Source organism: Lysobacter sp. A289, from assembly GCF_054072675.1.
Genome location: NZ_JBSVRN010000001.1, coordinates 1,597,997 through 1,622,815 on the forward strand (window position 1 = coordinate 1,597,997; position 24,819 = coordinate 1,622,815).

20 protein-coding genes are annotated in these 24,819 nt (G+C 66.3%); 10 read left to right on the forward strand and 10 right to left on the reverse strand.

Annotated features, from left to right (window positions below; translation table 11 throughout):
• Nucleotides 1–8: 8 nt before the first annotated feature.
• Complete coding sequence (mdoH, locus tag ACW5DN_RS07330) at nucleotides 9–1,979, reverse strand: glucans biosynthesis glucosyltransferase MdoH (RefSeq protein ID WP_456962057.1); 1,971 nt, start codon at nucleotides 1,977–1,979, stop codon at nucleotides 9–11.
• Nucleotides 1,976–3,526, reverse strand: a complete 1,551-nt coding sequence (locus ACW5DN_RS07335) for a glucan biosynthesis protein (protein ID WP_456962058.1) — start codon at nucleotides 3,524–3,526, stop codon at nucleotides 1,976–1,978. The genes mdoH and ACW5DN_RS07335 overlap by 4 nt, the downstream gene beginning before the upstream one ends.
• A gap of 165 nt (nucleotides 3,527–3,691) precedes the next feature.
• On the opposite strand from ACW5DN_RS07335, the gene ACW5DN_RS07340 reads away from it, so the two are divergent.
• Entirely contained in the window at nucleotides 3,692–4,855 is a 1,164-nt protein-coding gene (locus ACW5DN_RS07340; protein ID WP_456962059.1) for a glycosyltransferase family 4 protein, read from the forward strand.
• Entirely contained in the window at nucleotides 4,815–5,363 is a 549-nt protein-coding gene (locus ACW5DN_RS07345) for a phosphatase PAP2 family protein (protein ID WP_456962060.1), read from the forward strand. The genes ACW5DN_RS07340 and ACW5DN_RS07345 overlap by 41 nt, the downstream gene beginning before the upstream one ends.
• A gap of 55 nt (nucleotides 5,364–5,418) precedes the next feature.
• Here ACW5DN_RS07345 and ACW5DN_RS07350 read toward each other — a convergent pair whose 3' ends face one another.
• From ACW5DN_RS07350 to creB, 4 genes are all read right to left on the reverse strand, one after another.
• Nucleotides 5,419–6,027: a GNAT family N-acetyltransferase gene (locus ACW5DN_RS07350; protein WP_456962061.1), complete on the reverse strand. Its 609-nt coding sequence runs from the start codon at nucleotides 6,025–6,027 to the stop codon at nucleotides 5,419–5,421.
• A 172-nt stretch (nucleotides 6,028–6,199) separates the two neighbouring features.
• The gene (gene creD, locus ACW5DN_RS07355) at nucleotides 6,200–7,585 is read right to left on the reverse strand and encodes a cell envelope integrity protein CreD (protein ID WP_456962062.1); all 1,386 of its coding nucleotides are present in this window, start codon (nucleotides 7,583–7,585) and stop codon (nucleotides 6,200–6,202) included.
• An 86-nt stretch (nucleotides 7,586–7,671) separates the two neighbouring features.
• Nucleotides 7,672–9,099 carry a two-component system sensor histidine kinase CreC gene (gene creC / locus ACW5DN_RS07360; protein ID WP_456962063.1) on the reverse strand — a complete coding sequence of 476 codons (1,428 nt, stop codon included), beginning with the start codon at nucleotides 9,097–9,099 and terminating at the stop codon, nucleotides 7,672–7,674.
• 45 nt (nucleotides 9,100–9,144) lie between these two features.
• A complete protein-coding gene (gene creB, locus ACW5DN_RS07365) occupies nucleotides 9,145–9,819 on the reverse strand; it encodes a two-component system response regulator CreB (protein WP_456962064.1) in 675 nt (224 codons plus the stop codon).
• Between the two features lie 83 nt (nucleotides 9,820–9,902).
• Here creB and ACW5DN_RS07370 point away from each other — a divergent pair, with 83 nt between their 5' ends.
• Nucleotides 9,903–10,760, forward strand: coding sequence for a 23S rRNA (adenine(2030)-N(6))-methyltransferase RlmJ (locus tag ACW5DN_RS07370; protein WP_456962065.1), 858 nt, complete (start codon nucleotides 9,903–9,905; stop codon nucleotides 10,758–10,760).
• A 69-nt stretch (nucleotides 10,761–10,829) separates the two neighbouring features.
• Here the strand turns inward: ACW5DN_RS07370 and ACW5DN_RS07375 are convergent, their stop codons facing one another.
• On the reverse strand, nucleotides 10,830–11,750 hold the full coding sequence (locus ACW5DN_RS07375; protein WP_456962066.1) for a cation diffusion facilitator family transporter: 921 nt from the start codon (nucleotides 11,748–11,750) through the stop codon (nucleotides 10,830–10,832).
• A gap of 149 nt (nucleotides 11,751–11,899) precedes the next feature.
• On the opposite strand from ACW5DN_RS07375, the gene ACW5DN_RS07380 reads away from it, so the two are divergent.
• From ACW5DN_RS07380 to aqpZ, 4 genes are all read left to right on the forward strand, one after another.
• The gene (locus ACW5DN_RS07380; protein ID WP_456962067.1) at nucleotides 11,900–12,448 is read left to right on the forward strand and encodes a GNAT family N-acetyltransferase; all 549 of its coding nucleotides are present in this window, start codon (nucleotides 11,900–11,902) and stop codon (nucleotides 12,446–12,448) included.
• An 84-nt stretch (nucleotides 12,449–12,532) separates the two neighbouring features.
• Nucleotides 12,533–16,057, forward strand: coding sequence for a transcription-repair coupling factor (gene mfd / locus ACW5DN_RS07385; protein ID WP_456962068.1), 3,525 nt, complete (start codon nucleotides 12,533–12,535; stop codon nucleotides 16,055–16,057).
• A gap of 176 nt (nucleotides 16,058–16,233) precedes the next feature.
• Nucleotides 16,234–16,668, forward strand: coding sequence for a hypothetical protein (locus ACW5DN_RS07390; protein ID WP_456962069.1), 435 nt, complete (start codon nucleotides 16,234–16,236; stop codon nucleotides 16,666–16,668).
• Nucleotides 16,669–16,726: 58 nt separating this feature from the next.
• Nucleotides 16,727–17,464, forward strand: coding sequence for an aquaporin Z (gene aqpZ, locus ACW5DN_RS07395; protein ID WP_456962070.1), 738 nt, complete (start codon nucleotides 16,727–16,729; stop codon nucleotides 17,462–17,464).
• Nucleotides 17,465–17,530: 66 nt separating this feature from the next.
• Here the strand turns inward: aqpZ and ACW5DN_RS07400 are convergent, their stop codons facing one another.
• The 3 genes from ACW5DN_RS07400 to ACW5DN_RS07410 form a co-directional block, all read right to left on the reverse strand.
• Nucleotides 17,531–19,339 carry an amidohydrolase family protein gene (locus ACW5DN_RS07400; protein ID WP_456962071.1) on the reverse strand — a complete coding sequence of 603 codons (1,809 nt, stop codon included), beginning with the start codon at nucleotides 19,337–19,339 and terminating at the stop codon, nucleotides 17,531–17,533.
• Between the two features lie 97 nt (nucleotides 19,340–19,436).
• On the reverse strand, nucleotides 19,437–21,704 hold the full coding sequence (rlmKL, locus tag ACW5DN_RS07405; protein WP_456962072.1) for a bifunctional 23S rRNA (guanine(2069)-N(7))-methyltransferase RlmK/23S rRNA (guanine(2445)-N(2))-methyltransferase RlmL: 2,268 nt from the start codon (nucleotides 21,702–21,704) through the stop codon (nucleotides 19,437–19,439).
• On the reverse strand, nucleotides 21,701–22,264 hold the full coding sequence (locus ACW5DN_RS07410) for a hypothetical protein (protein ID WP_456962073.1): 564 nt from the start codon (nucleotides 22,262–22,264) through the stop codon (nucleotides 21,701–21,703). The genes rlmKL and ACW5DN_RS07410 overlap by 4 nt, the downstream gene beginning before the upstream one ends.
• Nucleotides 22,265–22,356: 92 nt before the next feature.
• On the opposite strand from ACW5DN_RS07410, the gene ACW5DN_RS07415 reads away from it, so the two are divergent.
• Genes ACW5DN_RS07415 through ACW5DN_RS07425 form a run of 3 tightly spaced genes read left to right on the forward strand, consistent with a single transcriptional unit; the run spans nucleotide 22,357 to nucleotide 24,789 of the window.
• Complete coding sequence (locus ACW5DN_RS07415; protein WP_456962074.1) at nucleotides 22,357–22,977, forward strand: N-acetylmuramoyl-L-alanine amidase; 621 nt, start codon at nucleotides 22,357–22,359, stop codon at nucleotides 22,975–22,977.
• 29 nt (nucleotides 22,978–23,006) lie between these two features.
• Entirely contained in the window at nucleotides 23,007–23,903 is an 897-nt protein-coding gene (gene tesB / locus ACW5DN_RS07420) for an acyl-CoA thioesterase II (RefSeq protein WP_456962075.1), read from the forward strand.
• A 10-nt stretch (nucleotides 23,904–23,913) separates the two neighbouring features.
• Nucleotides 23,914–24,789: a hypothetical protein gene (locus tag ACW5DN_RS07425; RefSeq protein WP_456962076.1), complete on the forward strand. Its 876-nt coding sequence runs from the start codon at nucleotides 23,914–23,916 to the stop codon at nucleotides 24,787–24,789.
• The last annotated feature ends 30 nt before the right edge of the window (nucleotides 24,790–24,819 follow it).

The window sequence follows — 24,819 nt, forward strand, 5'->3', positions numbered from 1 at the left end:
CACGCGCCCTACACCGGGTGCGGCTCCAATTCCGACGTCGTCTCCGCCGGCGCCAGACCGGGAAGGTCCGCGCACCGGACCAGCGATCCGCGCAGCGCCTGCGCACGGGCAAGCACCGGCGGCGGCACGACCTCCTCGGGAGTCAGGAACAGTCCGAGGTGCCGCAAGCGGCGGCCCGGTATCGGCGCTGCGGTCAACGCGACCAGCGGCATCGAAACCACCAGCCCAAGCAGCACCGGCGACATCCACAACATCAAAGAGGGTGAGACCGCATAGCTCCATACCGCGCCCACCAGCCCGCAGGCCGTCACCCCACCGTAGCGTTGCAGCAACTCGGTTCGCGACAACGTGCCATCGTCACGGCGCTGGCTTTCCCAACCGGAATCACGCCCCATCAACACCTCGGCCACACCGCGCGACTGCAGGCACATCGTCACCGGCGCCATCAACGTGGTCAGCACCGTTTCCACCAGCACCCCCAGCGTCAACCGCAAGGCTCCGCCACAGCTGCGACGCGCCCACGGGTCGACCAAGGTCAGCAGGAAGCCCAATAATTTGGGGCCCAGCAACAACGACATGGTCAGCACGAAGACCCACAAGAAGCGCTCACCATCGCCTGGCCCCGCCCAGTTCGCGGACGATGCCAGACCGGGGAGCACCAGCTCATGCAGGCGCAAGCCCGAATTCGCCATGGTCATCACCAGGCCGATGAGCATCAGCATCCCCCACAAGGGCGCGGTGATGTAATGCCCGATGCCGGTCAGCAGGTGCCAGCGACTGACCCAGTGCAATCCACGTGCAGGCAACACACCTGCGTGCTGCAGGTTGCCTTGGCACCAACGGCGGTCGCGCACCAGCATGTCGGTCAGTGAGGGCGGGCCTTCTTCATAGCTGCCGCCCAGGCCCGGGATCAGGTGCACCGACCAACCGCCGCGGCGCAACAAAGCCGCCTCCACGAAGTCATGGCTGAGGATACTGCCGCCAAACGGGCGCCCGCCCTCCAGCTTAGGCAGGCCGGCATCGACGGCAAATGCCGCGGTACGGATGATCGCATTGTGGCCCCAGTAGTTGCCCTCGGTGCCATGCCACCAGGCATTGCCACGCGCCAGCACCGGGCCGTACACGCGGCCGGCGAACTGCTGCATGCGCGCAAACACGGTACTGCCGTTGACCACCACCGGCAGGGTCTGGATCAACCCGACCCCGGGGTTGCGCTCCATTGCCATCGCCAGCCTGACCACCGCCTTGCCGGTCATCAGGCTGTCGGCATCGAGGATCAGCATGTGCGGGTACGCGGCGCCAAAACGCTTGACCCACTCGGCGATGTTGCCGGCCTTGCGCTCCAGGTTGTCGGGACGATGTCGGTAAAACAGGTTCACCTGTCCGCCCAGGCGACCCCGCAATGCCTGGAACGCTGCCAACTCCCGCTGCTGGAGCTCGCTGCGGGTGGTGTCACTGAGTACAAAAAAATCAAACGAAGCCGCACGGCCGGTGGCAATCACCGATTCGCAGATTGCCTCCAGCCCGGCCATCAACCGCTCCGGATCCTCGTTGTAGGTCGGCATCAACAGCGCGGTGCGCGTGGTCAGCGCGGGCAGTGGCCCGGCATCAATCAAGCCCAGCCCGCCGCGGCGACGGTAATCATTGACGATCAATGCAAAGCCGGACAGGGCGCTCATGAAACTCTGCGCAACCCAGACGAACAGGCAAGCGAACAGGACCAGGGTCAGCCCTTCCAGCGCACCCAGTCCGCCGCCACGCAAGGCCCACCACAGCTGGTAGGTCGCCAACAGGGTCAGTCCGGCGGTGCCACCAAGTATCCATGCACGGCGCCAGACGATCCCGGAGGGGCTGCCGGGCAACGTGGCGGCGGCCGGCTCGGCCTCCTGGAACGATTGCACCGGCATCGGCAATGGCGCTTCGGCTGGCAACAGTGGCCGCGCCTGGTGGGCGTCGGCAAGGGAAGATGTGTTCATCATGATCGGGTCCATCGGTAAATCCATGTTTCCGAAAGGGGGTTGCCGTCCTGGGACAGCAACCGGGCGCGCAACTCCACCAACGGCTCGTCACCGGGGTGCAGCTCGAACGCCAAGCGCCAGCCGCCCGTCTCGGGGCTGGCATGGGCGACAATGTTAGTGACCTGGCCGTGACTGACGTGTACTTCGGCTCGCGGCAAGGCGGATTCGTTCAGGCTCGCCAACCCGCCTCCGGCCAGGTCGATCACGACCTGTCGGGCGCCCTTCGGGGCGGCCCCGATCCGAGTGCGCTCGGTCTTTGCCAGCGCTGTCTGGTCGCCGCGTCGGTCGCACCAGTGCAGGCGATAGTCGAAGCGATGCTCGCGGCCTGCCGCCAGCGGTTGCGACGGGCGCCAGAACGCGACGATGTTGTCGTGGTACTCGTCCGCGGTGGGCAGCTCGAACAGGTGCACGCTGCCCCTGCCCCAGTCACCCACCGGCTCCACCCACAGGCTCGGGCGACGTTCGTACTGGGCTTCACTGTCGCCGTAGTCTGAAAATCTGCGCTTGCGCTGCATCAGCCCGAAGCCGCGCGGGCTGTCATCGTCAAAGGTGCTTTCCTGCAGCGCCACGGGATTGCACAACGGTCGCCACAGTTGCTCACCGCTGGCGGTATCCAATGCCAGCCCGCCGGAGTCATGCACCGCACTGCGGTAGTCATCGATACCGACCCGATCACTGGCGTCGAACTGGAACATGCTGGTCAGCGGTGCAATGCCTGCTAGGGAAAGCGCCACGCGCGGGTACAGGCGCGCACTGACGTCGAATACGGTCTCCTGGCCGGGATGGATCACAAAGGCAAAAGCACCCGCGACACTGGGGCTGTCCATCAGCGCATGCACCACGATCTGCCCTGCGCCAGGCTCGGGGCGCTCGATCCAGAACGCCTTGAAGACCGGGAACTCCTCGCCGGCCGGATCGCCGGTGCGCAACGCCAGCCCGCGCGCGGACAATCCATACCGCTGTCCCTGGGCGACCGCACGGAAATAGCTCGCACCAAGGAAGGCGCAGACCTCGTCGAAATAGTCGGGGGTGTTGATCGGCGCATGCAGGCGGAAGCCGGCAAAACCGAGATCCGTTTCGACAGTTGCCGGCGCCGAGCCGAAGCTGAACATTCCCGGCTGGTAGACGATCGGTGTGGCCATGCCATCGGCCACCTGGTGGATGTCCACCCGCTGCCCGAACAGGAACGCACGATGGAAGAATTCCGCCTGGAACGACCTTCCCTGTCCGCGCCATAACGCCTGCCTGGGATCGAAGCGGATCTCCCGGTACTGGTCATAACCGATACTGCGCAGCGAGTCCGGCAACTTCCCGGCAGCGGGCTGGAAAGGTTGCGCGGCAAGCGCGCGGGCCAGCCCCGGCACGGTGTCCGGGGTGAAGGAAGGCGCCAATGGGTCTTGCACCGGAACGTCGCCGGCAAGGGCTCGCAACGGCGACGGCTTCCCCACGCCTGGCAAGGCGACAAGGGGCAGCGTGAGACCCGCGATCAGCAGTTCGCGTCGGCGCAAGGGGGTTTACCGGAAACAGGGATCGGCACAGCCTATCGAATCGCCCATTAATGTCCGGCAAACACGTCGATGCGTCACCCGCTGATGTCACATCATCGTCATATTTTTGCCATCGTCGGTTCACCTCACCGCGGCACGCTGGGCGCACTCAGGCGGAGGCCTCCGATGCGCTACGCGATCGTCACCGAGACCTATCCACCGGAGGTCAACGGCGTCGCCTTGACCGTGCGGGACCTGGAGCACGGACTGCGCGAACTGGGTCACGAGGTCGGCCTGGTACGGCCGCGACAGACCGGAGACCGCCAGTCGGCAGACCACGAACTGTTGATCCGTGGCGTGCCGCTACCGCGCTACTCCGGCTTGCAGATCGGCCTGCCGGCGACCCGTGCGTTGATCAGGCACTGGCGCGCAATGCCACCGGACGCCATCTATATCGCCACCGAAGGGCCATTGGGCTGGTCGGCGCTACGCGCGGCGCGGCAACTGGGAATCCCCGCCGCAACCGGCCTGCATACCCGCTTCGACCATTACATGCGCGACTACGGGTTCGCCTGGCTCGGCAGCGCCGCATTGCGCTGGATGCGCCACTTCCACAACCGCGCCGACGCCACCCTGGTGCCCACCCACGAGCTGGCCGGCCTCCTGCGATCACAAGGCTTCCGGCAGGTGCGGCGCCTGCCGAGGGCGGTCGATTGCAACCGCTTCACCCCCGACAGCCGCGACCCGACGCTGCGCGCGCAATGGGGCGCTGGCCCGGACGACCCGGTCGCCATCCATGTCGGCCGGATTGCCCCGGAAAAGAACCTCGACCTGGCCATACGGGCGTACCGGCGCTTGCAGGAAGCCCACCCACGCGCGCGCTTCGTCTGGGTCGGGGACGGACCGGAGCGGAGCCGCCTGGAGCGCGAGCATCCCGACTTCATCTTCTGTGGCGTACAGCGCGGCAAGGAACTCGCCCGCCACTTTGCCAGTGGCGACCTGTTCCTGTTCCCGAGCCACAGCGAAACCTTCGGCAACGTCACCCTGGAAGCCATGGCCAGTGGCGTGCCACCGGTCGCATTCAATTACGGCGCCGCCCGTGAGCATCTGCGAGACGGCGTGCACGGCGCAGCGATCGACGATGGCGACGACGCGGGGTTCATTGCCGCGGCCGTGAACATCGGCGGCGATGCCCAACAGCGCGCCGACATGGCCCGACGCGGGCGCGAGGCCGTCATGAGCTTGCAACCGCAACAGGTCGCACGGGATTTCGATGCATTGCTGCGCGACCTGGTCGCGAGGAGGAAGGATGAGTCGATTGCGCTGGCATCAACGTCTGGTCGCCGATGAGTCAGGCTGGTGCCTGAAGCTCAACCAGCTGGGTAGTGGTGGCATTTCGCGGGCCACATTCGCCGCAGTCAGCCGGCTTGGCGACGGGATGTTCTGGTACCTGCTGATGACGATGATGATCCTCGTCGACGGCATCGACGGACTGGCCGCATCGATCCACCTGGCGGTGACCGGGCTGGTCGCACTGGGCCTGTACAAACTGCTCAAGCGATGGACCCGCCGTCCACGGCCGTTTGCCAGCGACCAGCGGATCCAGGCGTGGGTTGCGCCGTTGGACGAGTTCAGTTTCCCGTCCGGACACACCTTGCATGCGGTCGCCTTCAGCCTGGTCGCAATCGCGCATTACCCGGTGCTGGCGTGGGTTTTGGCGCCGTTCACCGCTGCCGTCGCGGCTTCCCGGGTGGTACTGGGCCTCCACTACCCCAGCGACGTGCTGGCTGCCATCGTGATCGGCAGTGGCCTGGCCGGAGTGGCGCTGTGGGTGCCGCGGATATCCCTGCTGGCCTGAAGTCATGCAGGGCGTGGCGATCGCGATCGCGTTGATGCAGATTCGCCACCCGTAGCTAGAAGTTGCGTTCCAGCGGACGCGACCAGGTCGCGAGGTTTTGCGGCAGACCCTCGCACCGACGGTAGCCGCGCTTGTGCCAGAACGGTTCCAGACTGCGGCCAAACGGAGGCCGGCGCGGATCGTCGACGGCGCGCTCGACCGTGCGGAACGTCGTCGTCTCAAAGCCGCCCAGTGCGCGCGCATGCGACTCGCGCTCATCGAAGAAACGATGGCCCAGGCCGCGTCCGCGATACGCCGGCAGCAACACCGATCCGCCAAAATGGAAGGCCCGGCCGACCTCGCGCCCTGCCGGAGCGAACACGTGGCGCAACGATTCGCGCGCATCGCCCAACGGCAAACCGATCGACACGCCCACCAACCGGGCACCATCGGACACCAGGATCGCAATGCTGCGCCAGGAGTCCAGGTAGACCTGCAGGTGCCGGGCCTGGCTGGCGACATCGCCGTCATACAGGTTCGGCCAGTCGCAGAGCACCGTGGCCCGCAACTGCGCGATATCGCCAAGGAACGGTCGGATCGCCGCGCCGACTACGCTGTGCACGACCAGTGCCCTCAGCGTCGGGTGGTCTGTATGGCGAGATGCGGATTCGGTGAGCGGGGTCATGCCGGACATCATGCTCAGCGGCCTCTTTTGGTCTAGGGGATGCGCGCCCATCAGTGACAGTACGTGCGCAGCTTACGGTCGTGTAAACGGCAATCCAATGCGGGGAAGGCCATCCGGGTCATCCGTCCGGAAACCGCCGGCGCCTCCCCTGGGGCGCCGGCGGTCACGAGGATCAGCCCTCGCCCAAGCTCGGCCCGGACCGCCGCGGACGCGCCAACGGACGGCCGGCCAACTGGTACCAGTCCACCTTGCGGGTGATCGTCATCAGCGCGGCCAGGACTACGAACAGCAAGCCCGATCCCAGCACCAGCGCGTTGTCTTCCGACACCAGCAATCCATAGAGCGCGGCATACAGGGTGGCCAGCATCACGGCGAAGCCCAGCGCCCGCCGCACGCTTCGCAGGACCGCGCTGAGATAGAACGTGATCAGGCCGATACAGGCGACCCCGGCGGCCAGGTAGGACCAGCCGAACTTGAAGTGCTCGCTCAGGCTGAGCAGCAGCAGGAAGAACATCGCCAGCGCGAGCCCGACCAGGCCGTACTGGATCGGGTGGATCGGCAACTGCCGGGTCAGCTCGAAAATGAAGAACCCGATGAAGGTCAGCAGTACGAACAGCAGGCCGTACTTGGTCGCGCGATCGGTCTTGGCGTATACATCGACCGGGTCGACCAGCGACACGCCGACACTTTCCACTCCGGCAGATCCATCCTCCGCGCCGCTGGCGCCGGCCCGCGCCCGGTCGGCCGCCATACCTTCCAGGAAGCTTCGCTGCGCGTTGCTGGCCAGGCCGGGAATATCCCACTCCGCCTGGAAGCCACGGCCGTCGATGGTCCGGGTGCGGGGCGAGCTGCCTTCGAAACTCGGATGCGGCCAGCTCGAACCCAGCGAGAACCGGTTCTGATGACCCAGCGGGACCAGCGCCAGACGTTCGGTGCCGGCCAGCACGAAGTCCAGGCGGGTGCTCACGGTGCGAGTCTCACCCGATGCCGGCACCCCCAGCCGCACATGCAGGCCCTCGCCGCGACGATAGCCCCGGCCCTGCTCCAGACTCACACTGCGGCCATCGACCTTCAGCACCGGGGTACCTACCAGCCCGCGCACATCGCCGATCGCGTAACCCAGGTAGGGCTGGCCGATCCGGCGCGCCTGCTCCGGGCCGGGATCAGCCGGGATCTCCAGATCGAACGAAGCCTGCGCGCTCCCATGCCACTCGTACACCCGGACCTCATGCAGCCCGCGTCGGCGGATGCCCGGCTTGAGGTCTCCGTCGACAACCAACGTGCTGGGAAAAAACGTCCACTGGCTCTCCTGCATCCGGCGCACCCTTCGCACCACGCCGTTCGCATCGGGCTCCTCGACCTCAACCAACTGCCGATACGGCACCACCAGCACCGGCCCCGCGAACCACTGCTGGCCGGCGTAACTGCGGGCGATGTCAACCACCGCCTGGCGCCGGTACTCCTGTCGCTCGTGGACCACCCCGCGCACCATCGTCAACGGCACCAGGATCGCCAGGGTCATCCCCAGCACCAACACCATCTTCATCCAAAGTCGCATTTCGCACTCCCGTCGTGGCAACCAACGGCAGCATCGATGGCGCGCATGTGCGGACGATGGGGCCACGGTGAAGCGAAGGTGAAGCGTTACCCGGTCGCCGGCAGCACCAGTGTTGCCAGCGCACCACCGCCCGCGCGATTGCCGAGGGTGACCCGTCCGCCGTGCAAGGCCGCGACTTCCGCTACGAAGCACAACCCCAGCCCACTGCTGCGACTGCCGCCTGCCGGGCGCGGCAGCGAATAGAACCGCTCGAACACCCGTTGCGCTGCATAGTCGGGAACGCCCGAACCGCGATCGGCGACCTCGACGACGACCTCGGCGCCCTCGCTCCGCAAACGCAGCTCGACCACGCTGCCGACCGGGGCGAAATCCACCGCGTTGTCGACCAGGTTGACCAGCGCCTGACGAAGCAGGAACGCATCGCCGCTGACCGTCGCCGCGGCCGTCTCCAGCCGCAACTCGACGGCCGCGCGAAGCAGGCGTGACGCGCAAAGCCCGGCGACATCAGCGGCCAGTCGTGCCATGTCGACCGGCTCGGGTTGCTCGATCCGCTGCCGATGCTCCACTTCGGCCAAGGCGAGCAGCTTGTCGATCATCTGCGCCAAGCGGTCGGCCTGGGTCCGGATACTGGCGGCAAAGCGCGCGCGGTCGACATCGGGCATCGGCGCCTCCAGCAGTTCCGCGCTGCCCAGGATCGCCGCCAGCGGCCCCTTCATTTCGTGGGTCAGGCTGTGCACGTAGTGCTCGACATACTGCTTGCCCTCGAGCCGGACGCGCATGGTTTCCAGCGCGGCACCCAGTTCGCCGAACTCGCCCGCTGCGCGTGGAGGAATCGCGCGCTCGCCTGCGGTGACCGCATGGGCATAACGCCGCAGCCCGGCAAGCTGGCGCGACAACCACCCGGCGGCCGTCAGGCCGATCAACAGGGCTGCGCCCAGCAGCACCGCGCCCCACCCCAACACCACAGCCTGCCCGCGCTCGATGAACGGCATCAAGGTGCTGTTGGGTTTGGCCACGGTCAGCACGCCGATGAGGGTGCCGTCCGCGTCGCGAATCGGGGCGGCGACATGCATCACCGTGGAGTTTTCATCGGCCGGATCACTCCGACTGGAGCGCGCACCGTAGTGCCCGTCCAGCGTCCGGCGCACATCATTCCAGCGTGAGTAGTCCGCTCCCAGCGCCGTGCCGCTGCTGTCGAACACGACCACGCCCCGCGCGTCGGTGACGTAGACCCGGTAGCTACCGTGGTGCTTGTCGAAACCCCAGATGCTGGCGCCGAAGTCGCGTTTGGCCACCGCCCGCACGCGCCGGGCGAACGCCCCATCGGCGATATGCCCGGCCTGCAGGTCGTCGGTCGCCAGTTCGGCCAGGACATTGGCGGTATCCACCAGCGTGTCCTCCATCGCCTGGCGCACCCCGGGCTTGACCTGCTGGACGAACACCTGCACCACCAGCAGCCCGGTCAGGGCGACGATCAGGAAATAGCCGAGGAAAATCCGCAACCCGATGTTCAAGACATTCGCCTCATTGCGCCGCTCTGGCCCAAGCTCTAACCCCAGTCACGCGACCTCCAGCGAGTAACCCAGCCCGCGATGGGTGCGGATCGGATCGGCCGACGGATCCACCTCGCGCAACTTTGCCCGCAGCGTCTTGATGTGGGTGTCGACCGTGCGGTCGCCGCTTTCCAGCGCATCGCCCCAGACCCGATCCATCAACTGTGCCCGCGACAGGATCGCCCCGGGCCGCTGCAACAACGCAGCCAGCAGCCCGTACTCGTAACGGGTCAAGTCCAGCATGTGTCCGCGGAACCGGATGCACTTTCCTACCGCGTCGTGGTTGAAGGCCTCCGCCGCGGGCACGGCGGACGTCGATGTCTGGCCACGCCGCAGCACTGCCCTCACCCGCGCCACCAGCTCGCGGGGTGAGAACGGCTTGGTCACGTAATCGTCGGCACCGATCTCCAGCCCGAGGATGCGGTCGGCTTCGGCACCCTGCGCGGTCAGGAAGATCACCGGCATCGAGCTGTTGCGGCGCAGCTCGCGGCATAACGCGAAACCGCTGATGTCGGGCAGGCCGATGTCGAGTACGGCCAGATCGAAGGTCTGCCCGGCCACCAGCCGCAGCGCCTCGCCACCGGTCAGGCATAGCACGGACTCGAAACCTTCGGCGCGCAAGGCATATTGCAGCGTCTCGGCAATCGCGGTCTCGTCTTCAACCAGGAGGATGCGGGGCATGGGCGGGATCGGGGATGGCGGCAAGAGCCGGCCACGACAGGATAAGCCAGCCGCGCACCCCGCCGCCGGGATATCCTGTCGCGATGAACTATCGCCACGCCTTCCACGCCGGCAACCATGCCGACGTCTTCAAGCACGTCACCATATTGGCGCTGTGCGACGCGCTGACCTCCAAGCCGGCACCGCTGTTTGCGCTCGACACCCATGCCGGGCGCGGCCTGTACGCGCTCGACAGCAACTCCGCCCAGCGCACCGGCGAGGCCGAGGGCGGCATCGGCCGGCTGCTCGCCGAAGCGCCGCGGCACCCGGTCATCACCCGCTACCTGGCCGCCGTGAAGGCCTGTCGCAGCGAACACGGCAATGCCAGCTATCCCGGCTCGCCGTGGCTGCTGGCGCACGCGCTGCGCGAGGGCGACCGGATCGCGGCCTGCGAGTTGCTGCCCGAGGAAGCCGCGCAATTGAAGGCCAATTTCGCCGCCGACCCACGCGTCGCGGTGCATGCACGCGACGGTTACGAAGCCATGAAAGCCCTGCTGCCGCCGAAGTTCGGGGAGGTGCGTTTCAACCGCGGACTGGTGCTGATCGACCCGCCCTACGAGGCCCAACTGCAGGAGTTCGACCACATCATCGGCGCGGTACGCGAGGCGCTGGTGCGCTGGCCGCATGCCAGCTACGCGGTGTGGTATCCGGTCAAGCTGCGCCGCTCGCTGAACCAGTTCTTCCGCCGCGCCGCCGCGCTGCCGGTGAAGTCGTCGCTACTGGCCGAGCTGATGGTGCACCCGGACGATTCCCCGCTGCGAATGAACGGCAGCGGGATGCTGCTGCTCAACCCACCGTGGCAACTGGATCAGACCCTGGCCACCGTGATGCCCTTGCTGCAGCAGGTACTGGGCGAGGCCGGCTCATCATCGCGGGTGCAATGGCTGAAGCAGGCCAGTTAGCCATCGCCACGGGGCCGGGGCCGGATGCGCCTGGCCCGGCGCCCGGGTCGGGTGCCCGGGGACGCGCCCTCAAGCGCCGGTACGCACGTCCGGCTCGAAGAAGCTCCAGCGCACCTCGGGGAAGGCCTGCTTCATCGCCACCTCCACCGTGTTGATCTCGGCCACCAGGTTGTTGACGCTGCCGCTCTCACGCATCTGCGCCTGCACCGACACCATCACCTGGTTGCCCAGTTGCATCGTGATCAAGCTGATCACCCGGGTGAGCTCGGGGCGGCCGTCCAGAAATTGCCGGATCTGACGCTCGCGTTCCGGGTCTACGCTTTGTCCGATCAGCATTGCCTTGATCTCGATGGCCACGAAGACCGCCACGATGATCAACAACGCACCAATGCCGATCGTGCCGATTGCGTCCCACATCGGATTGCCGGTCACCATGGTGGCGACGACGGCGACCAGCGCGAACATCAGCCCCAGCAACGCTGCCAGGTCCTCCCCAAAGATCACCACCAGCTCAGCCTGGCGGCTCTCGCGGAACCAGCGCCAGAGGCTGCGCTGGCCACGCGACTTGTTGACCTCATGCAGGCAGGCCCTCATCGAGATGCCCTCGACAATGATGCCGAAAGTCAATACGCCGACCGCCCACCACAGGCTGCTGCCACCCGGGTCAACGGGCGCCTGCAGTTTGTGGATGCCCTCGTACAACGAGAACATCCCGCCAACGGTGAACAGCATCACCGCGACCAGGAACGACCAGAAATAAATCGCCCGGCCGTAACCCAGCGGATATTCGGGCGACGGCGGCTGTTTGGCCTGCTTCAGGCCCAGCAGCAACAGGCCCTGGTTGCCGCAGTCAGCCAGCGAGTGGACGGTCTCGGCCAACATCGCGCTGGAGCCGGTAAAGAATGCGGCCAAGCCCTTGGCAACCGCGATCAGGAAGTTGGCACCCAGCGCGAAGTAGATCGCCCGGGTTGAATCACCGCCACCAGCCATGGTTCGATCCTCAATGAATAGCGGCGGAATTCTAGCATTGGCGATGGCGATATCCGTGATCAACAGGCCTGAACGAACCGGCAAACGTAGGGTTGACGTGATTTCCGGGTGAAGCAAATGTTTACACCGACTATGGCAATATCCTCCGCATGAGCTCCCGAGAAAGACTTCCTCCGTGGCACGAGCGGCAACGCCTGCCCAACGGACGTGAACTGCTGATCCGCCCAATCCGCCCAGAGGACGCGGAGCCTTTGCGCGCGGGCTTTTCGTTGTTGCAGCCCGAAGAGGTGCGGCAGCGGTTCCTGCATTCGGTACGGGGGATGTCAGCAGAGACGATCGAGCGCTTCACCCGGTTGAACCCCAAGACAGAATTCGCCCTGGTAGCCGCCGAGCCACTGCCGCCCGGGGAGGCGTTGGTCGGCGCCGTGGCACGGATATTCATTGACCCCAACGGCCGTGACGCGGAATTCGCAATACTCGTCAGCCACTATATCGCCGGCATGGGCCTGGGGCGGTACCTGATGACCCGACTGGTGAAGTGGGCCCGGAGCAAGCAGTTGGAGCGAATCTACGGCGATGTCTTCGAACACAACCTGCCGATGCTGTCGTTGGCCCAGTCACTTGGATTTACCCGCGAATCCCAGCAAGACGGTCTGGTGCGGGTGATGTTGGATCTCAAGCCGGTCGCCAAGGGTTGACTGGCAACGATTGAGCGCGTGTCGTCGGTCATCGCCCCGGGGTTATGCCCGGCAACGGCGTGATCGGCTAAAATCCTGCACCTGATGCCCTTCCCCATATTTCCTGCCCCGCCGCTGCCCAAGGCAGGCCAGCAGCGCGCTTGGTGGCGCGCGCCGGTCTCGCCCTCGGCCCTCGCCTTCCACATCGCCTGCGCCGCAACGGCTCACGACGGTCCGCTGCTGGTTGTCGCGCGCGACAATCACGCCGCGCTACAGCTGGAATCGGACCTGCGCACGCTGTTGGGGATTCCCGCTTCGGATCCGCGCGGTGACGCGGCCACTGGCAAGGCACCACCGCCGCTTCCGGTACTGCATTTTCCCGACTGGGAAACGCTGCCCTACGACCACTTCAGTCCGCACCCGGAAATCGTCAGCCAACGTTTGGCGACGTTGAACCGGCTGCCGAAACTGCAGCGCGGCATCGTGGTGGTGCCGGTTCAGACTTTGCTGCAACGCCTTGCGCCGCTACGCCATGTGGTCGGTGGCAGCTTCGATGTGCAAGTCGGCCAACGGCTTGACCTGGAGGCGGAAAAGCGTCGACTGGAATCGGCCGGCTACCGGCACGTGCCGCAAGTGCTCGACCCGGGCGATTTCGCCGTGCGCGGCGGCCTGCTGGACGTTTATCCGATGGGCGCGAACCAGCCATTCCGGGTCGAGCTGCTGGACGACGAGATCGACACCATCCGCGGCTTCGATCCGGAGACCCAGCGCTCGTTCGACAAGATCGACGCGGTGCATCTGTTGCCGGGCCGCGAGCTGCCACTGGACGAGGCATCGCTGAAGCACGCACTGGACGCATTGCGCGAGCGTTTCGACCTGGACACGCGGCGCAGCGCGCTCTACCAGGACCTGAAAGCCGGGACCGCGCCGTCGGGCATCGAGTACTACCTGCCGCTGTTCTTCGAGCAGACCGCGACGCTGTTCGATTATCTCGCCGAGAACACCCTGCCGCTGCTCGGTGAGGGTGCTGCCGAGGCCGCCGAGGTGTTCTGGCGCCACACCGGTGAGCGCTACGAGCAGCGTCGCCACGACCTGGAACGCCCGCTACTTGCGCCGGACGCCTTGTACCTGTCGCCGGACGCGCTGCGCGAACGCCTCAATCAGGGTGTGCGCATCGAGGTCTGCGGCGAAGGCCATCCGCAACGCGAGCGCGCACAGGCACTGGCCAGTCAACCGGCGCCCGCGTTGCCGATTGCCGCACGCGACCAGATTCCGGCCGGCGAGTTGAAATCGTTTCTGGGCAGTTATCCGGGACGGGTGCTGGTCGCGGCGGATTCACCCGGACGACGCGAGGCGCTGCTGGAGATCCTGCAAGCGGCCGAACTGCAGCCGGACGTGCTGCCGGACTGGCCCAGCTTCGCCGGGCTGCTGCCACTGGCGGAACAAACCGACCTGTCGCGTTTCGCCATCGCGGTCGCGCCACTGGACGACGGCTTCGCCCTGACCGAGCCCGCGCTGGCGGTTCTCACCGAGCGCCAGCTGTTTCCCGAACGCGCCAGCCAGCCACGCCGGCGCAAGCGCGCCGGGCGCGAACCGGAAGCGATCGTCCGCGACCTGGGCGAACTGTCCGAGGGCGCGCCGATCGTCCACGAGGACCACGGTGTCGGTCGTTATCGCGGTCTGGTCACGCTGGAGGCCGGCGGCGAGAAGAACGAATACCTGGAAATCGAGTACGCCAAGGGCGACCGCCTGTACGTGCCGGTCGGCCAGTTGCACCTGATCAACCGGTATTCCGGCGCGTCGGTGGAGACCGCGCCGCTGCACTCGCTGGGTGGCGAGCAGTGGAGCAAGGCGAAGAAGAAGGCGCAGGAAAAAGTCCGCGATGTCGCTGCCGAGTTGCTGGAGATCCAGGCCAGGCGTCAGGCACGCGCAGGACTGGCGATCGATCTGGACCGGGCGATGTACGAGCCATTCGCGGCCGCGTTCCCGTTCGAGGAAACCCCCGACCAGCATGCGGCGATCGAGGCGGTGCTGCGCGACCTGCAATCCAGTCAGCCGATGGATCGGGTGGTCTGCGGCGACGTGGGCTTCGGCAAGACCGAGGTCGCGGTGCGCGCCGCGTTCGCCGCCGCGGCTGCGGGCAAGCAGGTCGCAGTCCTGGTGCCGACCACCCTACTGGCCGAGCAGCACTACAACACCATGCGCGACCGCTTCGCCGACTGGCCGCTGAAGGTCGAGGTGCTTTCGCGGTTCAAGTCGACCAAGCAGATCAAGGCCGAACTGGAGAAGGCTGCCGACGGAACGATCGACGTCGTCATCGGCACCCATCGGCTGCTGCAGAAGGACGTGCACTTCAAGGATCTGGGGCTGGTGATCGTCGATGAGGAGCAGCGCTTCGGCGTGCGCCAGAAGGAGGCGTTGAAGGCGATGCGCGCCAACGTCCACCTGCTGACCCTGACCGCCACCCCGATCCCACGCACGCTCAACATGGCGATGGCCGGACTGCGCGACCTGTCCATCATCGCCACTGCGCCGGCACACCGGATGGCGGTGCAGACCTTCGTGGTGCCGTGGGACGACAGCCAGTTGCGCGAGGCGTTCCAGCGCGAGATCTCGCGCGGCGGGCAGGTCTACTTCCTGCACAACGATGTGGAAAGCATCGGCCGCATGCAGCGCGAGCTCGAGGCGCTGGTGCCCGAGGCACGCATCGGGATTGCCCATGGCCAGATGCCCGAGCGTGAGCTGGAGCGGGTGATGCTCGACTTCCACAAGCAGCGCTTCAACGTGTTGCTGTGCACGACGATCATCGAGTCCGGCATCGACATCCCCAATGCCAACACCATCATCATGAACCGCGCCGACAAGTTCGGTCTGGCGCAGTTGCATCAGCTGCGCGGCCGGGTCGGGCGTTCCCATCACCGCGCCTATGCCTACCTGGTGGTTCCCGACCAACGCTCGATCAGCGCCGATGCGAAGAAACGGCTGGACGCGATCGCGGCGATGGACGAGCTGGGCGCCGGCTTCACCCTGGCCACCCACGACCTGGAGATCCGCGGCGCCGGCGAGCTGCTGGGCGAGGACCAGAGCGGGCAGATGGCCGAGATCGGTTTCAGTCTATACACCGAATTGCTGGAGCGCGCGGTGCGCAGCATCCGCCAGGGCAAGCTGCCCGACATCGATGGCACGCACGACCGTGGCGCCGACGTGGAACTGCACGTCCCGGCCCTGATCCCGGACGACTACCTGCCCGACGTGCACACCCGCCTGACGCTGTACAAGCGTATCTCCGGTGCCCGGGACGACGAGCAACTACGTGAATTGCAGGTCGAGATGATCGACCGTTTCGGCTTGTTGCCCACCCCGACCAAGCATCTGTTTGCGATCGCCGCGCTGAAGCTGCAGGCCACCGAGCTGGGCATCAGCAAGCTGGACATTGGTGAGAAGGGTGGCCGCATACAGTTCGTCGACAAGCCCAATGTCGACCCGATGGCGATCATCAAGCTGATTCAGGGGCAATCGAAGCTGTACCGCATGGACGGCCCGGACAAGCTGCGGCTGACCCTGGACCTGCCCGATGCCGGTGCCCGGCTCGCCAGCGCACGCGGTTTGCTGATTGCACTGCGCCCGTGACCAATTCCCGCCCACGCTGCGGCCAGGCGTTCATGCACTCAAGCAAAAGGTTTGTCAACGCCTCGCTTCTGCTTTAGGGTCGGACTGCCAGCCCATGAATACCGGGCTGTGGCATCAATTGCGGCACATCGCCGCAAGATCAGGGGGGATACCAAATGGCCAGGCGCATGTTTTGCTTGTCTTTGCTACTTTTTGCCGCCGGCGCGGCGCAAGCGCAGGATCCGGGGTCATGCCCACAGTTGCCGGGTGATACGGACCTGACCTGGGAGCATCGCGGCATGGGCGAGTCGGACTTCTGCCGTGCATTGCGCAGCGACGGTTCCGAAGCGTTCGGAATGTACATTTCCAACGAAGCCGCGTTCGATCCCAAGCGTGGCAACCGCGAGGAGGCCGATGTCATCAACGGCCAGGAGATCCGCTGGTATCGCGCCGAACTGGTCGGCCAACCCGACGTCGAGGCGCGCGAGACCCTGGTCGAACTCAATGACGGCCGCACCGCTCACATATGGTTGCAGGCCGGGCCCGGCGAGCAGCTCGACAAGATGTTCCAGCTGGCGCGTGGCCTGGACTTCTCATCCAGGCCAATCGACACCATCGCCGCGGAGCAATAGCGGTTCGACCACGGGCTTCAGATCGCGGCCGGCATGTTAAATACCTGAGGGAAGCATGATGACGCGACGACTCGCCGCCGAATTACTCGGCACGTTCTGGCTGGTTCTTGGTGGGTGTGGCAGCGCGGTACTGGCGGCGCATGTGGTCGGTGCCGACGGCTACCAGTTCGGCATCGGCTATCTCGGGGTGGCGCTGGCGTTCGGCTTGACCGTGCTTACCGGGGTGTATGCATTCGGCCACGTGTCGGGTGGCCATTTCAACCCGGCCGTCACGCTGGGTCTGTGGGCCGGCGACCGATTCCCGATCAAGGACGTGGTGCCCTACGTCGTGGCACAGGTGGTGGGCGCAATCGCGGCCGGCTGGATACTGCTGCAGATCGCCAGCGGTGCCAGCGGCTTCAGCATCGACCCGAGCGCGGCCGGGACATTCGCCAGCAATGGCTACGGCGCGCTGTCCCCCGGTGGCTACTCCGTTGCCGCAGCCTTCCTGTGTGAGGTGGTACTCACCGCATTTTTCCTGATCGTGATCATGGGAGCGACCCATGGCCGCGCGCCTGTGGGCTTCGCTGGCATCGCGATTGGCCTGGCGCTGACGTTGATCCACCTGATCAGTATTCCAGTCACCAATACCTCGGTGAACCCGGCACGCTCGACCGGCGTGGCCCTGTTCGCCGGTTCTGGTGCGATCAGCCAGCTCTGGCTGTTCTGGCTGGCGCCATTGCTTGGCGGCCTGCTCGGTGGCGTGATCTACCGCTGGCTTGGCAATGACCGGACGGAAGTGGTCGGCAACCCCTGACAGGCAACCGACAGCACCGTCAACGCGACCCCGCCCAAGCCCGGACCAGTCGCCAGCGACGGGTGCTCAATAGAACTGCACATTGTCCAGTTCGAACCACGGCATGCGGGCACCTTCCCCGTTGACGATGAACTGCAGGTCGGTGACATCGTCGCCCGCCCATGGCCTCGATTCGCCCTCAACCACGCGATAGGGCGCGTACTGGAGCTGGCTGAAATCGACTGTGACCTTCTGCCATTGGGGCTGCACGGGAATATCGGCTTTCCAGCGTCCGCCTTCCAGGCCTTTCACCATCAGCGCGTGGCTGCCGTCTTCGCCGCGAATGTCGAAACGCACCCCACGGAAGTCGCGCAGGTCCACCGGGCGCACCGACCCACGGCTCAGCGGCACCACTACGGAGGCATACGCGCGCTCCTTGCTGGACATGCGCGCCATCGTCCGCAACGCGTGGCCGCCATCCGCGCGTGGCACCACCCGCGTCAGCTGCCACGTGCGGTCGTTGCCACCGTCGTTGTCATCGGTGCGCAGCGTGTCCAGCGCCGTGCGCTGGTCGGCGCGCTCGAAGTCGTCCACCAGCGACCCGATCGCTGTCGGCTCCGGGTAGCGGCGCGAGTTGCTCGCCGGCAGGTTCACGCCAGGACCATGCACCAACTGGCCATCCAGCCAGACACGGCTGAGCCGCTTTATGTCTGCGATGTCCTGCCACGGCTTGCCATCGACCAGCAACAAATCGGCGCGCTGGCCCTTGGCAATCCGGCCACGGTCGTCCTGCAGCCCCATGGCGGCAGCGCTGGTGGCGGTTCCGGCCAGCAACGCCTCGGCCGGGGTCAGGCCGGCCTGCACCAGCAATTCAAGCTCGCGCAGGGTGGCTGCGCCGTGTGGCGTGCCGGGCATGCCGGCATCGGTACCCAGTGCGATGGGTACACCAGCCTCGTGCAGCAGGCGTACGTTTTCCATCGCGGTGATGAAGTTGCGCTGGCGACTGAGCAGCTTCGGATCCTGAGGATCAACGGGCGCGCTTTGCCCCATCCTGATCGGCTCGTACACCGTCAGGGTCGGAGCGTAATAGGTGCCGCCTGCCTTGAACCTGGCAATGGTATCGGCATCCAACACGCGGTCCTGGATGCTGTGCGCGATCAGGTCGACCTTTGCATCGCCTGCAAATCCGGCGCGCGCGACGGTGACGGTATGGGTAGCGACCTTGAGCCCGTTGGCATGCGCCTCCTCAACCAGCGCGGCCAGGGTCCACGGATCCATGCTGGTGTTGTCCGGCATGTGGCCGTAGCGCCAGCCGTCGGTGAAGACCTTGATCAGGTTCGGGCGATACGGCAGCAGCGCACGCACCGCGTTGCGTGCCGCCTCGGGCGAGTTGACCCAGCGCGTGGTGGCGGGATCGGCCCAGTCGGCGCCATGACCAAGCGGCGTGCTCATGCGCGCGGCAAAATTGACGTGCGGGGCAACCATGGTTGCCAACCAATCCCGGCGAGGTGCATAGGACTCCGGTGCCTGGTGGAAGTCGTTGACCGTGGTCACGCCTGCCGCCAGATATACGCCGGACAACACGGCGCTGGACGAGGGACTGGAATTGGGTGTCCAGTGCGTGTGCAGGTCGAACAGGCCCGGCATCAATGTCTTGCCGGCGGCATCCACCACCACTGCCCCCTTGGGCACCTTCAGGCCTGGATCCACGCCGACGATCCGCTGGTCGCGGATCAGGACGGTGGCCGGATAGGGAGCCGCACCACTGCCATCGAAGACAGTCGCGTGGGTAATCGCGATGGTCTCACCCTTGTCACGTGCCGCAGCCGGGCCGGACAAGCCAATGGCCACGACAGTGACGAGCGATGCGACCCGCCACAGGTTCAAATACTTCACGTTCCAATCCCCTTGCAGACTCAGAAACTCTTGCTGATGTTCACATAGAAATAGCGCGGGTACGCCTGATGCACCGCCGCCGCCGCAGGCCTCCTACTTATCCCCGCGACAACTTCCAGCAGCGATGGATGCGTGCGTGGCGGGCGAAGTCGGGCGGAATTGTTTCGGCGCTGATCTCCTCACACGTCGCGAACTCGGCCACGGCCGCCTCGTCCAGCTTGAAGCGGCGGAAATTGTTGGAAAAATACAAGACACCGTCACGCGACAAACGACCCACCGCCGCCCGCAGCAGGCGAATGTGGCTAACCTGGATATCGAAATCATCGGCACGCTTGGAGTTCGAGAACGTCGGCGGGTCGCAGAAGATCAGGTCGTACTCGGCCTGCTCCGTCTCCAGCCATGACACCGCGTCGGCCTGCACGAGCCGGTGCCGGGTCCCGCCAAAACCGTTCTCGGCAAGGTTGTCCGCGCACCACTGCAGATAGGTCGGTGACAGGTCAACGGTGGTCGTCTGCCGGGCGCGCCCGACGGCGGCCTGGATGGTGGCCGCGCCGGTATAGCCAAACAGATTCAGGAAGCGCGTGTCTTCTGCCTCTTCCCCGATCCGGCGGCGCAGCGGCCGATGATCCAGGAACAATCCAGTGTCGAGATAATCGAACAGGTTCACCCGCAGCCGGGCATCACCTTCCCGCACGCTGATGAACTCGCCCCGTTGGTCGAACCGGCCGTACTTGGAGCCGCCCTTGCCCCGACTTCGGGTCTTCAGCGCGACCTGTTCGTGTGAGACCGCGAACACCTCACGCGCCGCAGCCAGCAACTCGTTCAAGCGGCGCCGCTGCACCGGCTCGGGGATGTCGTCCGGCGCGGCGTATTCCTGCACGTGCAAGAAGGTGCGCGGCGTGGCTTCATCGGTCTGGTACACGTCGATCGCGGCGGAATACTCGGGCAGGTCGGCGTCGTAGGCACGGAAGCAGGTAACGCCTTCGCGCTGGCGCCAGGCCTTGAGCTTGCGCAGGTTCTTGCGCAGCCGGTTGGCCACCATCTGGGCGCCATCACTCAGCGCCGGCGCCGGCTCGCCGGGCTTTTGCTCGCGCTGCGGCGGGGCAACCGGATCCACTGTGATCAAGGTGCATTCAATCGCGCCATTGAACAGCTGGTACTTCTTCAGCGCCCGCAGGCCGGTGGCATGGGCAAGTTCGGCATCGCCGCACAACAGGCTGGCGCGCCACTCCGGCACTGCCCGCTTGAGCGCGTCGCCCAGCGCGCGGTACAGCGCCGGATCGGCCGCCAGACGCAGGTCGTAGGGCGGATTGCACACGACCAAGCCGCCCGGCGGGCGCGGCTTCTGCTTCGCTCGCGACCAGGGCCCGGCTTCGTTCGGCGATGGCTCCGGCACGTCGCCTGGCGGTTCGGACTGCTCCGAAGCAGCATCGTCGTGGGATTGCCGGACCAAAGGAATCGAACCAAGGCGCAGCCCTTCAATGGCCGCGTCCTCCCAACGAATCACTCCGGCCAGCCCCGCCAGCACCTCGTTGTCCTGCGCGGCGCGGATCGCCTGCGGGTCGTTGTCGCGACCGAAGAACACCGGCCGCAACACGGCACGGCCGGCGGCCTCGCGTCGACGCGCGTCATCGGTCAGCTCGCGCCACTGCTCCGCATCGAACTCCTTCCAGCGCGTGGGCACGAAACCGCCATGGCGCAACAGCCCCGGCGCCACGTCGGCCGCCATCAGCGCGCCCTCGATCAACAGCGTGCCACTGCCGCACATCGGGTCGAGCAAGCCGCCGCCATCGGCATACACCTGTGGCCAGTGTCCGCGCAGCAAGACCGCCGCCGCGAGGTTCTCCTTCAGCGGCGCCTCACCCTGGTGCTGACGCCAGCCACGGCGGTGCAACGGACCACCGCCCAGATCAATCGAGACAATCGCGCGACCCTTGCGCACCACCAGGTTCACGCGCAGGTCCGGGGTCTCGACATCGACGCTCGGACGCACTCCGGTGGCATCGCGCATCACATCCACCACCGCGTCCTTGACCCGCTGCGCGGCGAAGCGCGCATGGGTCAGGCCGGTGCCCGAGACATGCGCGTCCACCGCGATGGTGTCGCCGTCATGCAAGTGCTCCGTCCATGCGATTTCCGACACCCCGGCATACAGGGCTTGCTCATCGCCGCATTCAAACTCGGCGATGGGCCACAGCACGCGGCTGGCCAGGCGGGACCACAGCACCGCGCGTTGGGCGTCCAGCGCCGTGCCCTGGACGTTCACGCCCGCCATGGTCGCAGTGGCGTGGCTGCAGCCCAGCGCCAGCATCTCGTCAGCCAGCAGGTACTCCAGGCCCTTGCCGCAGCTGGCGAAGAACTTCATCGGACGGCCTGCGACGCTGATGCCAATGACGACGGTGCCAGCGTGGCCAGCAGCGCACGGAACGCCACGACGCTGGCGTCGACATGACCAGACAGGCGATGGCTGTCATCGACCAACAACAGCCGTGCCCGTCGGGCGGCAGCCCATTTGACCACCTCGGCCGCAGGAATCAGCTCATCATCCCAGCCATGGATGATGCTGGTGGGAACATCGGCCGCCTCCATCGGGTTGGCCTCGCCCATCCGGATCGGCGGCGCCATCAGGAACAATCCGGCGACCGGCACCTGCAGCGATGCCAGTCCGGAGACATAGGCGCCCAGGCTGGACCCGGCCAGCACCACGGGGCCACGCGTTGCCGCATTGCGCGCCAGGTCGATCAGCCGCCGCAGCCTGCCCGGAACATCACCCAGCTCGCTGACCGAGCGCCTGACGTCCAGGTCGGTATAGTCCGGCCGCTCGACCGACCAGCCGAGCTGCTCGGCAACCGTCGCCAATGCGGTGACCTTGGTCGCCTCCGGACCGCTCTCGAAGCCGTGGGAAAGGATGCAATGTCCGCGCATGGGTTGGGTCCGGGTGTGAGAGTGCCGCCGCCACGGCGAAAATCACGTGGCACGCAGCGGGAGCTGGGGTTCGCGATGCTAGCATCCGCGCCATGTCGACCGAGTTTCCGCCATCCTCCATATCACCGGCAATCGTGGCGCGGCCGTTGCCATACCAGGATCTGCTGGAGGCTCGTTCGCGCGGCGAGGTCGACCTGGTGGTGATCCACTGCACCGAGCTGCCCGACCTGGCGATGGCCCGTGCCTATGGCGAGCGGGTGCTGTATCCGCAGTCTGGCACTGGCAACAGTGGCCACTTCTATATCGACCGCGACGGCAGCGTGCAGCAGTACGTGGCCACCACGCGCGTCGCCCACCATACCCAGGGTTACAACCCGCGCTCGATCGGGATCGAGCTGGTCAACACCGGCCGCTACCCCGATTGGCTGGACTCGCGCCACCAGGCGATGGACGAGGCGTACACCGACGCGCAGCTTGCCGGATTGGTCCAACTGTTGACCGGGCTTTGCGCTACCCACCCCGCGCTGCGATGGATCGCCGGCCATGAAGACCTCGACACCGCCTCGGTCGTGGCAAGTGACAACCCCGGCTTGCAAGTACCGCGCAAACGCGACCCGGGACCGCGCTTTCCGTGGCACCAGCTGCTGCAGGCCACCACGCTGGAGCGCCTGCCGGGCCGGGCCGTCCGTTCCGGTAACGTGCTCCCGCTATAATTGCCGGCTTCCCGTACCGGCGCTCCTGCATGACTCCTCCCGTTTCCGAGCTGATCGACCTGCTTTCGCTGGAACGCCTGGAAGACAACCTGTTCCGTGGCCAGAGCCGCGACATCGGCACCAAATTTGTGTTTGGTGGACAGGTACTGGGGCAGGCGCTGTCGGCGGCGCGCGAGACCTTGGTCAGTGATCGCGCCGCGCACTCGCTGCATGCCTACTTCCTGCGCGCCGGCGATATCAACGCACCGATCGTCTACCAGATCGACCGCACCCGCGATGGCGGCAGTTTCTCGGTCCGCCGGGTCACCGCGATCCAGCACGGGCAGGTGATATTCTTCATGGCCGCCTCGTTCCAGGACGTGGAACCGGGCGCCGAGCACCAGCTGTCGATGCCATCGGTGCCGATGCCCGAGGACATCGAGTCGTCACCTGCAGTGCCGGAGAAGGTCATGGCGACGCTGCCGATCAAGATCCAGCGCTGGCTGTCGCGGGAGGGGCCGTTCGAGTTCCGCCACGTCTACCCGCGCGACGAGCTAAATCCACCCAAGCGACCGCCGCATCAGCAAGTCTGGTTCCGGCTGACCGAGCGGGTCGGCGACGCGCCGGAGCTGCACCGCGCACTGCTTGCCTATGCCTCCGACTTCCAACTGCTGGGCACGGCGACTTTTCCGCATGGCATCAGTTACTACCAGCCCAACGTCCAGATGGCGTCACTGGATCACGCGCTGTGGTTCCACCGGCCGTTCCGCGCCGACGAATGGCTGCTGTACTCGATCGACAGTCCCAGCGCGCAGGGGTCGCGCGGGTTGGCCCGGGGCCAGATCTTCGATCGCGGCGGCCGGCTGGTCGCCAGTACCGCGCAGGAAGGCCTGATCCGCGTGGTGCCCGACGCGGCTGCCGCGGCCCACGTCCCGGCCAGGGGCTGAAGGTTCGCCGATGCGCAAGGTTTTCAGCAGCCCCAGGTTGGAGAACGCCGAAGGTGTCGCAACCTTGTTGCGCGAAGCGGGGATCGAGGTCCGTATCACCAATGGGCGATCCTACAAGGGCAGTCGGCGCCGCCATTTCAGCTATTCCGACCCATCCGCGCCGGAGTCGGCGGTGTGGGTCGTGCGCTCCGACCAGCAGGCCCAGGCGCGCACCTTGTTGCGACAGGGCGGCTTGATCGACTCCACCCGCCCCGGCAGCCACGACGAGCATGGCTATGCCATGCCAACGTTCCGCACCGCCGTCCAACTTGCCCACAAGACGCCCGCCCGCAAGCGACTGACGCGCATCAAGCTGGGCCTGCTCGGGTTGATCGCGGCAGTGATGGTCGCCGGCATGATCCACACCATCAACCAGCCTCCCGCGCCGCCGTCCGTCGCCGTTGAGCCGCAGCTTGCCGTCCCTCCGTTCGACGGCTCCATCGCCGCGACCCTGGCTCCCGTTGCCCGCGTCGTGTTCGCCAGCGAGCTGGGCAGCGTCGACACCCCGGTCGCGTGCCTGGGAGTCGACGGCGGCGATGCGTCACCCGCCCTCATTGCCTCCCTGCCTGCTGCCAAGCCAACCCTGGTGCCGGCCACGGCATGTGTCGAGATTGCCGACGAGGATCAGGGCAGCCGCCACCGCGCCTCCGGGCAGCTGGCAACGATTCTTGATGTGGCGGTATTCCGGCCGGCGGCACCGGACCGCGGCACGGTCCAGATCACCGCCTATCACCACCGGGGCTGGGCCAGCTACAAGACGCTGGAGGTCTCGCGCCATGACGATGGTCAGTGGCAAGTGGACGACGTCATCAAGCACGTCGAAAGTCGCGGTTTGATGCAGTTCTAGAGCTGCCCCTACGGTCGGGGGCAGCGCTAT